The following is a 15,136-nucleotide window of genomic DNA, read 5'->3' as shown; positions in this document are numbered from 1 at the left end:
TGCCGGATCAACAAGACGCCGGGGCGGCAACCGCCCCGGCGTCGGGTCGTTCGATGGCGAACGGGGATCAGGCGACGTTGCGCTCGCCGTTGCTCGCGGCGTGCATGGCCAGGGCGGTATCGAGCATGCGGTTGGAGAAGCCCCACTCGTTGTCGTACCAGGCCATCACCTTCACCAGACGCCCGTTGACTCGGGTATGGTTAGCGTCGAATGTAGACGAATTGGCGTCGTGATTGAAGTCGATGGACACCAGCGGCTGGGCGTTGACGCGCATGACCGGAGACGCCATCGCGGCTTCCTCGACGATGGCATTGATCTCCTCGGCGCTGGTCTCCCGCGAGGCGGTGAAGGTCAGATCGACCAGGGAGACATTGATCACCGGCACGCGCACCGCCAGGCCATCCAGCCGTCCATCGAGTTCAGGCAGCACCAGCCCCACGGCCGCTGCCGCACCGGTCTTGGTCGGGATCATCGAATGGGTGGCACTGCGGGCGCGATAGGGGTCCTTGTGATAGACATCGGACAGGTTCTGATCATTGGTGTAGGCATGCACCGTGGTCATCAGGCCATTGTCGATGCCGACCTTCTCGTGCAGCGCCTGCGCCACCGGCGCCAGGCAATTGGTGGTGCAGGACGCATTGGAGACCACTTTGTGCTCCGGCGTCAGTACGTCCTCGTTGACGCCGAACACGATGGTGGCATCGGCATCGGGGCTGGGCGCCGAGACCAGCACGCGGTCGGCGCCGGCGGTAATGTGCTGGGCGGCAGCATCACGCTTGGTGAACAGGCCGGTGCACTCCATGACCAGATCGACGCCGAGATCGCCCCAGGGCAATTTCGACGGATCACGTTCGGAGAGGATCTCGATACGCTGACCATCGACGCTGAGGCTCGTTTCGTCGTGCTCCACCGCGAAGGGGAAGTGGCCATGGACCGTATCGTGACGCAACAGGTGCGCGTTGAGGGCGGGATCCCCCAGATCATTGATGGCCACGACACGCACACGGTCGCGATAGCCCCCTTCATGCAGCGCGCGTAGAACGTTGCGGCCGATGCGGCCGAAGCCATTGATGGCGATCTTGAGTGTCATGGTGTCGTCCTCTCGATTCGGTGCCGTCTCATGGATGTGGCTGAGCCGATGGGCGGAAGGGCTCCGGGGTGTCCCGACATCCCCGGCCGGACAGGCCGACGGCTCATGTTTCCCCACAATGTGAATCACGATGGCGCTGGACACAAGCCATTTTTAGTAACTTTACAACAAACCATAAAACCATCTTATCCCCGCCTCTGGCGCAAAATGCTATAAAACAAGAAAAAAATCCGAAAAATCGGCTATCACATAGCACGCCTAGACCTTAGTCGAAAGACTCGTCCTTAGTAAAAAAACCACACATAGGCTATGGTGACAGGATTCTGCACCACCGAATGGCCGATACCTTTCGCACGGCCCACAGGAGACCCCGGCATGCCTCATTCCGCCCTACCCGCTCGCCGCACCAAGATCGTCGCCACCCTCGGGCCCGCCAGTGACAGGCCCGGCGTGCTCGAACGGATGATCGCCGCCGGCGTCGATGTGGTACGCCTCAACTTCTCCCATGGCGTCCCCGACGACCACCGCCGCCGGCTCACCGAGGTGCGCGAGATCGCCACGCGCCTCGGCCGCAGCGTCGCCGCCCTGGGCGACCTGCAAGGCCCCAAGATCCGCATCGCCCGCTTCCGCGACGGTGTCGTGGACCTCGAGGAAGGCCAGGCCTTCGTGCTCGATGTCGCCCTGGACGGCGAGGCCGGCGACGCCGGTCGGGTCGGCTGCGACTACAAGGCCCTGGCCGACGATGTCGTGGCCGGGGATCGCCTGCTGCTCGACGATGGCCGTCTGGTGCTCGACGTCGTGCGCGTGGCCGGCAGCGAGATTCACACCACCGTGGTGCAGGGCGGCCGGCTCTCCAACAACAAGGGCATCAACAAGCAGGGCGGCGGGCTCTCCGCCCCGGCGCTGACCGACAAGGACAAGGCCGATCTGGAGACCGCCATCGACATCGGTGTCGACTACCTGGCGGTGTCCTTCCCGCGCAGCGCCGCCGACATGCACGAGGCCCGCGAGCGGCTCGGCGAGGCCGGCGCCGAGATCGGCCTGGTGGCCAAGCTCGAGCGCGCCGAAGCCGTGGCCGATGACGCCACCCTGGACGGCATCATCGAGGCCAGCCAGGCGGTGATGGTGGCCCGCGGAGATCTCGGTGTGGAAATCGGCGACGAAGCGCTGATCGGCACTCAGAAGCGCATCATCAAGCATGCCCGCAGCCACAACCGGGCGGTGATCACCGCGACCCAGATGATGGAGTCGATGATCGAGTCGCCGCTGCCGACCCGCGCCGAGGTGTTCGACGTGGCCAATGCCGTGCTCGATGCCACCGATGCGGTGATGCTCTCCGCCGAGACCGCCGCCGGCGACTTCCCGGCGGAGACCGTGGAGGCCATGGCACGGGTCTGCCTGGGCGCCGAGCGCGAGCGCATCGCCCAGGAATCCGGGCACCGCATCCACGAGGGCTTCTCGCGGATCGACGAGACCATCGCCCTGTCGGCGATGTACGCCGCCAATCACCTTTCCGGCGTGGCGGCCATCGCCTGCATGACGGCCACCGGCTATACGCCGCTGATCGCCTCGCGCATCCGCTCGGGCCTGCCGATCGTCGGCCTGGCCCACAACCCCGTCGCCCAGCGCCGCATGGCGTTGTATCGTGGGGTGATATCCCTGCCCTTCGACACCAGCGCGATGTCGGCCGGCGAGCTCAACGATCGCGCGCTGGAGCGCCTGGTGGCCCAGGGCATCGCCGAGCCGGGCGACCACGTGATCCTGACCCGAGGGGATCACATGAACGCCCACGGCGGCACCGATACCCTGAAGATCCTGGCCGTGGAGACCCGCCATGCCTGACGCACGCCCGCAACGCAACGCCCGTCGCACCCTGCCGGCCCGCAAGCGTATTGCCTTGATCGCCCACGACGGCAAGAAGGAAGAGATGCTGGAGTGGGCCGGACGCTGGCGAGACACCCTGGCCGAACACGAATTGGTCGGCACCGGCACCACGGCCAACCGCATCTCGCGCCAACTGGAACTCGAGGTGGAGCCATTGATGAGTGGCCCCCTGGGCGGCGACCAGCAGATCGGCGCGCGCATCGCCGAGCAGGGGCTCGACCTGCTGGTCTTCTTCTGGGACCCCTTCGCGCCCCAGCCCCATGATCCGGACGTCAAGGCCCTGCTGCGCCTGGCCGCCCTGTGGAACATCCCGGTGGCCTGCAACCCGGCCAGTGCAGACTTCCTGCTCAGCTCCCCCTGGCTCGCCCGGGACTACGAGATGAACGTGCCCGATGCCGGCAGCTGGGTCTCGGCACGCAATCCCTGACATCACGACATCGGTGCACGACAGCAATCCCGACAACAGTCCACGACGACAACGCACGACAACCGAGAGGAACATTGGCATGTTTCAGCTCACCCGCAGCGTCACCTGGCAGGCGCTGAAGCAGCTCCAGGCCCAGACCGCCGGGGACCGCATCCGCGACTACTTCAGCGCCGATCCGCAACGCTTCGAACGCATGAGCCTGCGCGTCGGCGGACTCTTCCTCGACTATTCCAAGCACCACATCTCGGACGCGGTGCTCGACAAGCTGCTCGAACTGGCCGATCACTCCGCGCTGGTCCAGCGCCGTGCCCAGATGTTCTCCGGCGACATCATCAACGTCACCGAGAACCGGCCGGTGCTGCATACCGCGCTGCGCAACCTGAGCGAAGGCCCGCTGATGGTCGACGGCCAGGACGTGATGCCGGAGATCCACAGCACCCGCGAACAGATCAGGCGCTTCTCCGAAGCCGTGCGCAGTGGCGAGTGGAAGGGCTACAGTGGCGAACGCATCCGCGACGTGGTCAACATCGGCATCGGCGGCTCGGATCTCGGCCCCAACATGGCCTGTCGGGCCCTGCTGAAGCAGCGCCATCCGGAGCTCAGCTTCCACTTCGTGTCCAATGTCGATGGCACCCATATCCAGAAGGTGCTGTCGCGCCTGGACCCGGCCACCACCCTGTTCATCGTCTCGACCAAGACCTTTTCCACCCAGGAAACGCTGCTCAACGCCAAGACGGCGCGCCGCTGGTTCCTGGAAAACGCCGGCGAGGATGCCGACGTGGGTGCCCACTTCGTCGCCGCCTCGACCAATCGCAAGGCCGCCATGGAATTCGGCATCCGCGAGGAGAACGTCTTCGAGTTCTGGGCCTGGGTCGGCGGGCGTTACTCCATGTGGTCATCGATCGGGCTGCCCATCGCGCTTTCCATCGGCTTCGACGGCTTCATGGAAATGCTCGAGGGGGCACACGAGATGGACCAGCATTTCCTCAACGCGCCCAACGACGCCAACATGCCCGTGCTGATGGCGCTGATCGGCATCTGGTACATCAACTTCCAGGGTGCCGAAACGCACGCCATCGTGCCCTACGATCAGGCACTGCATCAGCTTCCCGCCTTCCTCCAGCAGCTCGACATGGAGTCCAACGGCAAGTCGGTGGATATCTTCGGCCATCCTGTCGACTACAAGACCGGCCCCATCGTCTGGGGGCAGACCGGCTCCAATGGCCAGCATGCCTTCTTCCAGTTGCTCCACCAGGGCACCCGCTATGTGCCGATCGACTTCATTGCCTCGCTGAAGCCGGAACCGGGAGTCGAAGATCACCACTTCGCGCTGCTCACCAACATGCTGGCCCAGGCCAACGCCTTCATGGAGGGCAGCCAGGAGAGCAGCCGACTCGACCCCTACAGCTGCCCGGGCAACCGCCCCTCCAGCACCCTGCTGCTCGACGAGCTGACGCCACGCAACCTGGGTGCTCTCATCGCCCTGTACGAGCACAAGGTATTCGTGCAGGGCGTAATCTGGAACATCAACTCCTTCGATCAGTGGGGCGTCCAACTGGGCAAGCGCATCGCTGGCGAGATCAGCGAGCGCATCGACGAACAGAGTCAGGACTTCGATGCCTCCACTCAGGGGCTGCTGAAGCTGGTCCGCGAGCGGTTCACCACGAGTCAGGGTGCCGGTGGCGACACGACACCCGCGGATCCGCCTGCCAAGAAAAACACGCGGAGCAAGCGAAAGGCATGACGACCGGCCGGCACGCCACTCAATGCGGCGTGCCGGCCCGCTGCCCGAGCCAGGCCGCACCCAGCCACAAGGGCACGCTGCCGACGCCATGGCTCAGTGCCAGCCAGGGGTGGCCGGTATTCAGCAGATAGAAGGTTTCCAGCCCGAACAGCGAGAAGGTGGTGAAGCCCCCACAGAAGCCGGCGACCAGGAATGGCTGCCAGCGTGCCGCACGCCCGGTGATTCGGTGGGACGCCCGGGCGGCGAAGGCGGCGATCAGCCAGGAACCGAGCAGATTGACGACCAGGGTGCCCCAGACGAAGGCGCTGCCCCATAGCGTCCAGGCCCCCTGGGCGACCAGCAGGCGCAGAGAAGCACCCAGACCGCTGCCCAGCCCGACGGACAGGTAGCCACGCCAGCCGGTCATGCACCGCCTCCCATGACCCGCCAGCCCAGGCCCGCCAGGGCGACACCCGGCACCAGAGTCGCCACGATATTGACCATGGCGGTGCCATGCCGGCCTTCCTGGAAAAGCGTCAGGGTCTGAAGGCTGAACGAGGACACCGTGGTGAAACCGCCCAGCACGCCGACCGCCAGGAATCCCCAGGCGGCCGCCCCCCCTTCGGGCCAACCCACCAGGGCGGCCAGCATACCGATCCCCAGGGTTCCGCTCAGGTTGACGACCAGGGTGCCCCAGGGAAAGGCGCGCCCCCACCATAGCCCCGTCAGTTCCGTGACGGCCAGGCGCGCCATGCCGCCCAGGGCGCCACCGAGCGCCACCAGCAGCCAATCCATCGGGCCGAGAGTCATCGTGGTGTCCTCCAGAAATCCGTCGTCATGTTAGCGAAGCTGATGGACGGGAACAAAGCCACCCCATGCCATGTCTGCACGACGCCACAGTATTCTTGTCTTGTACAGGTTTCGTACACTGCTTTAGGGTCATGTGGGAATGCCCGTCCGTGATAGCCTGGCCGGCTTTTATTTCCACCCACTCTACGCCCTGACACGGAGGCCATAGCGTGAGCAAGACACGACTCCTACCCCTGGCCCTCGGCTGGCTGATGCTCGCCCTGCTGGCGTTTGCCGGCCCGGCCCTGGCGCAGTCGGACCCGGGAGCCAATGCCCCCGCCAACGCAGCCCTGGCCGACATGCTCGAGAACCCCGAGACACGCCAGCAACTGATCGACCAGTTGCGCGGCATGGCCGATGCCAGCGCCGACCAGCCGGATGGCGAGCAGGCCGACGCCGGCACGACCCCCTCGGTGCAAGAGCCCTCCCTGCCTCGCCGGCTGGCGGAACTCACCAGCCATGTAGCGGGTAATATCGGCCTCCAGGTCAGCCTGCTGTACGGCAGCCTGGCCAACCTCTTCACCGGCGGGGAAGAGGGGGCCTCCATCGACCTGAGTGTCGTGACCAGCGCCGTCATCAACCTCGGCCTGGTCATCCTGGCCACCTTTGCGCTGTTCCTGCTCATCCGGCGACTGGTCCGGCCGGTGTTCGCACGGCTGAGCCTCTGGTCGCTCAACGGGCCGGCCCTTCAGCCCCTGCTCCGGCTGGTCGTCTGCGTGGCACTGGCTGCGCTGGCCGACGTCCTGGTCGTGGCACTGGCCTATGTCGGCGGCAACCTGCTGGCCACCTTCGTGGTGGGGGAAAGTGGGGAGCTGACCACTCGCGCCTCGTTGTTCCTCAACGCCTTCCTGGTGATCGAGCTGCTCAAGGCCGGCGTCCGCATGTTGTTCGCCTCGCGCTACGAAGGCCTGCGCCTGATGCCCGTGAGTGCCGGGGACGCCTCCTACTGGAATCGCTGGATCGCTCGCCTGATCGGCCTGGCCGGCTATGGCCTGATGGTGGTGGTGCCCCTGATCAATGCCTACCTCTCGCCGACCCTGGGCCAGAGCGTCGGCACCCTGATCATGATCGGCGCCTTCATCTATGCCGTTGCCGTGGTCCTGCGCAACCGCCAGCGCCTGCGCGACGCCCTGCATCGCCAGGCGGCCCGGGCCAGCCTGTCCGCTTCGCGCGTGGCACTGACCCTACTGGGGCGCATCTGGCACCTGCTGGCCATCGCCTATTTCTTCATGGTGCTGGTGCTGACCCTGACCCGTCCCGAGGATGCCCTGCCCTTCGTTCTGCTGGCGACTCTGCAGACCCTGGCCGCGATCCTGGTGGGCCTCGGTCTGTCGAAACTCCTGACCCAGACCATCGGTCGTCGCATTACGCTCAGAGACGAACTGCGGCAGAAGCTGCCGCTGCTGGAAGCGCGCCTCAATGCCTATGTTCCCAAGGCACTCAGGGTCGTGCGCATCGTCCTGCTGGTCCTGGTGGTCATGGTATCGCTGCATGCCTGGCAGGTCTTCGACCTGACCGCCTGGTACGCCTCCGAGGCAGGCCGCGGCCTGGTCGCGCGCCTGTTCAGCATCGCCGTGATCCTGGTGGTCGCGCTCGCCATCTGGCTGGTCCTGGCCAGCCTGATCGAGCACAAGCTCAACCCCGCCACCGGCAGCGGCGAGCCGTCCTCACGTGCCCAGACGCTGCTCTCGCTATTCCGCAACGCCATTGCCATCGCCCTGATCACCGTGACCATCATGGTGGTGCTGGCCGAGATCGGCATCAATATCGGCCCGCTGATCGCCGGCGCCGGGGTGCTGGGTCTGGCCATCGGTTTCGGCGCGCAGAAGCTGGTTCAGGACATCATCACCGGTGTCTTCATCCAGGTGGAGAATGCCCTGAACGTCGGCGACGTGGTGACGGTCGGTGGCATCACCGGGACGGCCGAGCGCCTGAGCATTCGCTCGGTGGGGATCCGCGACCTCAGCGGCACCTACCACATCGTGCCCTTCTCCAGCGTCGACACCGTATCCAACTACATGCGCGAGTTCGCCTATCACGTCGGCGAATACGGCATCGCCTATCGCGAGAACATCGACGAGGCGATCCAGGCCCTGCATGCGGCCTTCGATGATCTCTCCGAAGACGAGGAGCAGAAGGTCAACCTGCTCGAGCCGCTGGAGGTGGCCGGCGTGATCGCCCTGGCCGACAGCTCGGTGAACATCCGGGTACGCATCAAGACCACGCCGGGAACACAATGGGCCGTGGGTCGCGCCTACAACCGCCTGGTCAAGTATCACTTCGACGATGCCGGCATCGAGATCCCCTTCCCGCATACCACCCTCTATTTCGGGGCGGACAAGGAAGGCGGTGCACCGCCCGCCAACCTGCGCATCATGCAGGAGGATTTCACCATCGACGGCAGCCCCGCCGGCCAGCCGAAGCACCCCGAGACGCCGACACGCACCACGCCACCGGTATCTCAGGAGGTCCACAATCAGGACGACGATGGTGGCGTCGACAACCCGGGTGGCGGCAACTGAGCCACCCTCCCCGCCGCGCCAGCGGCGGGGCACCCACCAGAGAACCCACGACAGGGGCCGCCGACAGGCGGCCCCTTTTCATGGTGCGCTGACGTGCACGACGCGCCGGGTGCCGCTCGCCCCCGAGACACCGTCACGCGACGGCGCCCGGTCAAGACGGAGTGCCCGGTGATGCGTGCCAACGCCGGAAACGACGACGGGGCGACCCGAAGGCCGCCCCGTCGCGGGCAATGTCATGCCGAAGCGGCATCGGAGGGCATCAGGACGCTTTCCGTGTGCTCCGTGACAACGTGTCTTCCGGTTCAGTGGGTTGCGGCAGCGAGGGAAGCGACTTGTCGAGCAGTTCGACACTCTGTCGATAGTAGAGCTGACTCTTGTTGTGCTCGCCCAGGCTGGCATAGAGCCGCGCCAGCTCCGCGCAGACCACGCCGCTGGGACGCTGGCGATGGCTGGCCTCGAAATACTCCTGTGCCTTGCCCCAGTAGGCGTTGCGCAACGACAGGCGCCCCAGGGTCAGCAACAGGTCCGGATCATTGGGACGCTCCTGCAGCCATTTCTCGGCCACCACCAGCTGACGCGCCGCATCCACCTCGAGCAGCCCGTAACGCAGCACCAGGCGGCTATCCCAGTGGTCCTTGAGCGACTGGCGCAGCAGACGCTCGGCGATGGCCTGCTGATCGCCACGCACCAGGGCCTCGGCATAGAGCACGACCAGATCGACGTTGCCGCGCAAGTGATCGGGCATATCGGCCCAGAGGGTACGCACCCGCTCGATATCGCCGGCCTCCCTCGCCTCCTGGGCGATCAACTCGCGATAGGCCCGTTGCTCGAGCTGATCGCGCTCTTCCTGGGAGATCAGCTGCTGGGCGCCCAGGCGAGGCATCAGGCGACGCAGGCCGTCCCAGTCGCTGACGCTGAGGTAGGCCTGCTTGAGTTGCTTGAGAACCTGCGGATGGTTGGGCAGATGGCGGTCCAGGCGCGTCAGGATCGCCAGGGCTTCTTCGTACTGCTGGCGGTCCAGCATCAGTTGAGCCTGCATCATGCCCACCGCCGTATCGGCGCCCTCGGTACTCAGATGGGCCCGCTTGAGCAGGGTATCGGCCTGCTCATAGCGCCCCTGGTAATGGGCCGCCAGAGCGGCGGAGAGGTAGTTGACCAGCGGGGTGCTGGAGTCGTCGGCGGCCTTGACCAGCGCCTTCTCGGCACGCTTCCAGCGCCCCTCGGCCAGGGCCACCAGGCCACGCACGGTCCGGCGCATGGCGCTGCGATTGCGCGACCGACTGCTCCAGCCCTTGAAACGGCTGACCGGCCGGGAGAGGCGCATGAGCAGCCTCAGCACGAAATGCAGCACCACGAAGGCCGCCAGCAACAGTACCAGGCCGAACCAGAAGGTGGTCTGGTAGGAGGTGTCACCGACCCGCACCAGCCAGTAGCCGGGTACCGACATCATCAACTGGCCGAGCAGCGCCCCGATCGCGAGGCCGACGACCACGATCAGAATCAGCTTCCTCATGCCTCGTCTCCCTGGCCGTCGCCACCCGCCTCGAAGCGGTTCTCGATGAATGTCTGCAGCGCCTGTTGCGAGCCGCTGATATCCGGCAGTTCAGGACGAATATGGCGCCCCTTGAGTTCCTCGAGCCGTGACAGGACGCCTTGAACGCCGCTGTCGTCGGTATCGTAGTAACCGCGGATCAGCGTCAACGCCTTGTCGAGGCTGGCGTCATACAGTTCCTGTTCTTCCTTGAGCAGCGCCAGCTGGACCTGTTCCAGCACCAGGCGCACGCTCTGCCGCAGGTAGGACTCCTGCTCCGGCGAGATCAGGGCCTCCAGCGCCTCGTCATGCTTGCGCACCGTCACCAGGTCCTTGAGCTCCCCGCCGACCTTCGACAGCTGCTCCTGCCAGCCACCGGAAGGCGCCTCCTCGATCGAGGCATCGCCGGTGACCTCCTCGACATCCTGGGCCAGGGGACGCCCGGCGATCTGTTCCTGAAGGGCGTTGAGCGAAAGGTACAGGCCGGTACGGTCGATATCCGGCACCGAACGCAGGGCGGCCAGTTCCGAGGCGATCTCGCGGCGCACCGGCATCAACGCCGGGTTGTCGGCTTCCTTGAGTCGGGCGTCGGCGGTACGCAGCAGCGCGGCGGAACCCTCGACGTCGCGCTCCAGTTGCAGACGCTGGTTGGCCAGGCGCAGCAGATAGGCGGCCTCGGCGTGCAGCCATTCCCGCTCGTCGGTCTGCTGCTGCCGGGACAGTTGCTGGAGGACCCTGTCGAGATTGGCGTCGACGTTGCCACGATACGACTCGAACTCCTCGCGCAACGAGGCAACCGCCGATTCACGCTCGCTCTGGCCGCTCTGCAGCCGGTTCGAGAGCTCGCTCACCTGCCCCTGGGTCGCCGGCTGCTCGGGCACCTCGGCCAACCGCTGCTGCTGGGCCTGCAGTCGCTGCCATCCCAGCCAGCCGAAGATGCCAACGGCGATCGCCAGCAGGATCACCAGCACCAGGGCCAGGGCTCCGGCCTTGCCACGCTTGTCGCCATTGCCATCGCTGCCGCTGCCGCTGCCGCTGCCGCTGCCGCTGCCGCTGCCACCGGATTGTCCGGTGCCGGCGCTCGTCTTGCCACTCGCCGATCTGCTCGTTCCCTTGCCGGCCGTGCTCTTGCTGCCACCAGAGCGGGAAGCGCTCGCGGCGGCTGCCGAGCCGGACGACTTGCTGGCGTCCTTTTTCTCGGCACTTTTCTCTGTACCCGTTGCACCGGCCTTCTCGGTATCGCCAGCGGACGTGGCGGCCGTTCCACCGGCCTTGTCCGACGGTTGGGCAGAGACCCCGGCATCGCTGGACGCGCTACCGGCCTTGGCATGGGTCGTGGAAGACGTCGTCGCCTCGCCACCCCCCTTGCCGCGTCGACGCGAGCGTCGCGACGGCGATGAGCTCCCGGTCTTGCCGCTCTCTTCCGGCTGGCGCTCCGTGGTCCCTGCATCGGCACCGCCCTGGGCTTCGCCGGAGGGCGCCTGCTGTTCATCCTGATCTTGTGATTGCTTGCTCATCTGTCGCTAGCCCTTTTCGAGATCGTCATGATCGACATCGGCCTCCTCCGGGTCCCGGGCCCGTGCCACGGCGGCCGCGAGTGCGGCGGGCGTGGCTCCCGATGCCACGACGGGAACACGAAACCCCAGTGTGCCGGCCAGTGTAGCCAACCGGTGACTGGATACGATTAACGGTTGGTCCAAGGCGGTACGCGAACACCATCTTGCCAGATGTTCGAGGATTTCTCCGCTACTCACCACCAACGCATGATAGTCGCCCTCGCGCAACCGACGCTGCAACACCGGCGACGGCTCGAGAAGACGCCGCCGATAGATCGCCAGATGCGTCAACCGCGCACCACGCTCGGCCAGCGTCTCGGCCAGCAGCGTGCGTCCCCCTTCGCCGGCGACCAGCAAGGTACGCTGCCCCTCCAGCCGTTGCAGCGACCCCAATGAGAGCAGCGTCTCGCTGGAGTGTTCCCCGGCCCGTGGCGGCGGCACATGAACACGCGCCCCCAGCGCGTCGTGCAGGGCCTCGGCGGTGCTCGGTCCCACGCCGTAATATTCGATCCCCACGGGCAACTGGGGCCAATACCGGTCCAGCGCCTCGGCGAGGCATTCGGCGGCGAAGGGGCTGGTCACCACCACTCGCTGGAACTGGTCGAAATCCAGCCAGGCATTGCGCATCGCCCGGGTCTCGGGCAACGCCTCCAGCGCCATCACCTCGCCGCGCTCGACGGCGAAGCCCGCAGCCTCGATGGCCTCGGCCAGCGGGGCGGCACGCGCCCCCGGGCGGCAGATCACGACCGGCATGCTCACCATCAGCCGGCGCCGTAGACCTCGGCGAGAATTTCACCGGCGCCCTGATCGAGCAACTCTTCCGCCACACGGATGCCCAGGGCCTCGGGTTCGTGGATGGAACCGCGCCCCTCGGCACGCAGCACCTGGGTCCCCTCGGGGTTGCCGACCAGGGCACGCAGCCAGAGCGTCTGGCCATCGTCCTCGAACACCGCATGGCCGGCGATCGGCACCTGGCAGCCTCCCTCGAGGCGGGTATTCATGGCCCGTTCGGCACGCACCCGAGTCGCGGTATCCGGGTCATCCAGCGGCGCCAGCAAGCCGATCAGCTCGGCGTCGTGCATGCGACACTCGATACCCAGCGCCCCCTGCCCGCAGGCCGGCAGGCAGACCTCCGGCGGCAGCTCCTGGGTGATGCGCGCCTCGAGTCCCAGGCGCTTGAGGCCTGAGGTGGCCAGCAGGATGGCATCGAACTCGCCATCGTCGAGCTTGCCGAGCCGCGTCTGGACGTTGCCACGCAGGCTCAACACTTCCAGGTCGGGGCGTCGTTCACGCATCTGCAGGCCGCGCCTCAGGCTCGAGGTACCGATTCGTGCGCCCTCGGGCAGCTCGTCGATCGAGGCGTAATGATGGGAGATGAAGGCATCGGTCGGCTCGGCCCCGGCCAGAATCACCGACAGGCCGAGGCTCTCGGGAAACTGCATGGGCACGTCCTTCATGGAGTGCACGGCGATATCGGCCCGGCCGTCGAGCATCGCCTCCTCGAGTTCTTTGACGAACAACCCCTTGCCGCCCACCTTGGCCAGCGGCGTGTCGAGAATCTGGTCCCCGCGAGTGGACAGGGCCACCAGTTCCACCTTCAGCGCCGGATGGACTTCCATCAAACGGTCGCGGACATGTTCGGCCTGCCACATGGCCAACTGACTCTTGCGAGTGGCGATACGCAGCGTCTGCATGGCTTGCACCTGGTTCCCCCGTACCGGTTCGCGCATCGCGGCGGTGCCGCGACCGGGCCCGGTGGTGATGACATGATTTTCCATCATCATAAAGTACCGGAGGGAACAGGAAAAATCGCCGCCTGCGGGCAATGTCGGCGATAGCCGCCCCTCGCCTGCCCTTCGGACTCTGGTACACTTCCGGCATGTCAACCAGCGCGGCCGGGGGCACCGCCGGCACCGTCACCCACCGAACAGTCAGCAGGATGTCAGCCGATGAGCTCAAGCCCGACGAGCAACAGTACCAACCAGTCCTGGGGCGGCCGCTTCAGCGAGCCCACCGACGCCTTCGTCGCCCGCTTCACCGCCTCGGTCGACTTCGACCGTCGTCTGGCCCTGCACGACATCCAGGGCTCGCGCGCCCATGCCACCATGCTTGCCCGGGTGGGCGTGCTCACCGAGGATGAGCGCGACGCCATCCTCGGCGGCCTCGACGAGGTCGCCGGCGAGATCGAGGCCGACAGCTTCGCCTGGTCGGTGGATCTCGAGGACGTGCACATGAACATCGAGGCGCGCCTGACCGAGAAGATCGGCATCATCGGCAAGAAGCTGCACACCGGTCGTTCGCGCAACGATCAGGTGGCCACCGACATCCGCCTGTTCCTGCGCGACGAGATCGACTCCGTGGCCGCCGAGCTGGCCCGACTGCGCGAGGGGCTCATCGAGCTCGCGGATCGCGAGGCCGATACCATCATGCCCGGCTTCACCCACCTGCAGACCGCCCAGCCGGTGACCTTCGGTCATCATCTGCTGGCCTGGCAGGAGATGCTGGCCCGCGATCACGAGCGGCTGCTCGACTGCCGCAAGCGGGTCAACGTGCTGCCGCTGGGCGCCGCCGCCCTGGCCGGCACCACCTACCCCATCGACCGCCATGTCACCGCCGAGCTGCTGGGCTTCGAACGCCCCGCCGAGAACAGCCTCGATGCCGTGAGCGATCGCGATTTCGCCATCGAATTCACCAGCTTCGCCAGCGTGCTGCTGATGCATCTGTCACGCATGAGCGAGGAGCTGGTGCTGTGGACCAGCGCCCAGTTCGATTTCATCGACCTGCCCGACCGTTTCTGCACCGGCTCGTCGATCATGCCGCAGAAGAAGAATCCGGATGTGCCGGAACTCGTGCGCGGCAAGTCCGGCCGTGTCTACGGCCACCTGATGAGCCTGCTGACGCTGATGAAGTCGCAGCCACTGGCCTACAACAAGGACAACCAGGAAGACAAGGAGCCGCTGTTCGATACCGTCGCCACCGTGCAGGACTGCCTCAAGGCCTTCGCCGACATGGTGCCGGCCATCGAGGCCAAGTCGGACAACATGTTCGAGGCGGCCCGCAAGGGCTTCTCCACCGCCACCGACCTGGCCGACTACCTGGTGCGCAAGGGCGTGGCCTTTCGCGATGCCCACGAGATCGTCGGTCAGTCCGTGGCACATGGCCTGCGCGAGGGTAAGGATCTCTCGGAGATGAGCCTCGAGGAGCTGCAGGGCTTCTCCGCCACGATCGGCGAAGACGTCTTCGAGGTGCTGACGCTGGAAGGCTCGGTGGCCGCCCGCAACCACATCGGTGGCACCGCCCCGGATCAGGTACGCGCCGCCGCCCAGCGGGCCCGCGAAGCACTCGCGGCGCCGAGGAGCCGTGACTGATGCGCCGGCTCGTGCCCATTCTCCTGTTCCTGGCCGTCGCGCTGGCCGGCTGCGGCCAGAAGGGGCCGCTCTACCAGCCCGACAACGAGGCCGCCGCGGAGCGCTACAGCCCGCGTGACGAGGCCACGACCGAACGCAACGACGCCACCACGCCCGAGCGGGCCGCCGACGAAGAAGGCGACTAGA

The 15,136-nt window shown here is 66.3% G+C and carries 13 protein-coding genes; 6 read left to right on the top strand and 7 right to left on the bottom strand.

Features of this window, described 5'->3' with window-relative positions; translation table 11 throughout:
• Positions 1-67: 67 nt before the first annotated feature.
• The gene (gap, locus tag LU493_RS04365) at positions 68-1,090 is read right to left on the bottom strand and encodes a type I glyceraldehyde-3-phosphate dehydrogenase (protein ID WP_275286569.1); all 1,023 of its coding nucleotides are present in this window, start codon (positions 1,088-1,090) and stop codon (positions 68-70) included.
• Between the two features lie 375 nt (positions 1,091-1,465).
• On the opposite strand from gap, the gene pyk reads away from it, so the two are divergent.
• The 3 genes from pyk to pgi all read left to right on the top strand — a co-directional run bounded on the left by pyk (position 1,466) and on the right by pgi (position 5,145).
• Positions 1,466-2,932, top strand: a complete 1,467-nt coding sequence (gene pyk / locus LU493_RS04360; protein ID WP_275286568.1) for a pyruvate kinase — start codon at positions 1,466-1,468, stop codon at positions 2,930-2,932.
• The gene (locus LU493_RS04355) at positions 2,925-3,401 is read left to right on the top strand and encodes a methylglyoxal synthase (protein WP_275286567.1); all 477 of its coding nucleotides are present in this window, start codon (positions 2,925-2,927) and stop codon (positions 3,399-3,401) included. Before pyk ends, LU493_RS04355 begins: the two co-directional genes overlap by 8 nt.
• Before the next feature lie 79 nt (positions 3,402-3,480).
• Complete coding sequence (gene pgi / locus LU493_RS04350; protein ID WP_275286566.1) at positions 3,481-5,145, top strand: glucose-6-phosphate isomerase; 1,665 nt, start codon at positions 3,481-3,483, stop codon at positions 5,143-5,145.
• Between the two features lie 19 nt (positions 5,146-5,164).
• Here pgi and LU493_RS04345 read toward each other — a convergent pair whose 3' ends face one another.
• Positions 5,165-5,551 carry a fluoride efflux transporter FluC gene (locus LU493_RS04345; RefSeq protein WP_275286565.1) on the bottom strand — a complete coding sequence of 129 codons (387 nt, stop codon included), beginning with the start codon at positions 5,549-5,551 and terminating at the stop codon, positions 5,165-5,167.
• On the bottom strand, positions 5,548-5,934 hold the full coding sequence (locus tag LU493_RS04340; RefSeq protein WP_275286564.1) for a fluoride efflux transporter FluC: 387 nt from the start codon (positions 5,932-5,934) through the stop codon (positions 5,548-5,550). Before LU493_RS04340 ends, LU493_RS04345 begins: the two co-directional genes overlap by 4 nt.
• A 209-nt stretch (positions 5,935-6,143) precedes the next feature.
• On the opposite strand from LU493_RS04340, the gene LU493_RS04335 reads away from it, so the two are divergent.
• On the top strand, positions 6,144-8,495 hold the full coding sequence (locus tag LU493_RS04335; RefSeq protein WP_275286563.1) for a mechanosensitive ion channel domain-containing protein: 2,352 nt from the start codon (positions 6,144-6,146) through the stop codon (positions 8,493-8,495).
• A 259-nt stretch (positions 8,496-8,754) separates the two neighbouring features.
• On the opposite strand, the gene LU493_RS04330 is transcribed toward LU493_RS04335, so the two are convergent.
• From LU493_RS04330 to hemC, 4 genes are read right to left on the bottom strand one after another with little or no spacing between them, the layout of a single operon-like run.
• Entirely contained in the window at positions 8,755-10,008 is a 1,254-nt protein-coding gene (locus LU493_RS04330; protein WP_275286562.1) for a heme biosynthesis HemY N-terminal domain-containing protein, read from the bottom strand.
• Positions 10,005-11,543 carry a uroporphyrinogen-III C-methyltransferase gene (locus LU493_RS04325; RefSeq protein ID WP_275286561.1) on the bottom strand — a complete coding sequence of 513 codons (1,539 nt, stop codon included), beginning with the start codon at positions 11,541-11,543 and terminating at the stop codon, positions 10,005-10,007. Before LU493_RS04325 ends, LU493_RS04330 begins: the two co-directional genes overlap by 4 nt.
• A 6-nt stretch (positions 11,544-11,549) precedes the next feature.
• On the bottom strand, positions 11,550-12,344 hold the full coding sequence (locus LU493_RS04320; protein WP_275286560.1) for a uroporphyrinogen-III synthase: 795 nt from the start codon (positions 12,342-12,344) through the stop codon (positions 11,550-11,552).
• The gene (gene hemC / locus LU493_RS04315; RefSeq protein WP_428994521.1) at positions 12,344-13,276 is read right to left on the bottom strand and encodes a hydroxymethylbilane synthase; all 933 of its coding nucleotides are present in this window, start codon (positions 13,274-13,276) and stop codon (positions 12,344-12,346) included. Before hemC ends, LU493_RS04320 begins: the two co-directional genes overlap by 1 nt.
• A 255-nt stretch (positions 13,277-13,531) precedes the next feature.
• On the opposite strand from hemC, the gene argH reads away from it, so the two are divergent.
• Both argH and lptM read left to right on the top strand, forming a co-directional pair.
• Positions 13,532-14,950: an argininosuccinate lyase gene (gene argH / locus LU493_RS04310; protein ID WP_275286559.1), complete on the top strand. Its 1,419-nt coding sequence runs from the start codon at positions 13,532-13,534 to the stop codon at positions 14,948-14,950.
• An 11-nt stretch (positions 14,951-14,961) separates the two neighbouring features.
• The gene (gene lptM, locus LU493_RS20010) at positions 14,962-15,135 is read left to right on the top strand and encodes an LPS translocon maturation chaperone LptM (protein ID WP_428994519.1); all 174 of its coding nucleotides are present in this window, start codon (positions 14,962-14,964) and stop codon (positions 15,133-15,135) included.
• Position 15,136: the final 1 nt, after the last annotated feature.

It is taken from the genome of Halomonas elongata, from assembly GCF_029081005.1.
Classification (GTDB): domain Bacteria; phylum Pseudomonadota; class Gammaproteobacteria; order Pseudomonadales; family Halomonadaceae; genus Halomonas; species Halomonas elongata_B.
Note: the sequence above shows the minus strand (reverse complement) of the source record. Positions and strands in the feature narration are given on the sequence as shown.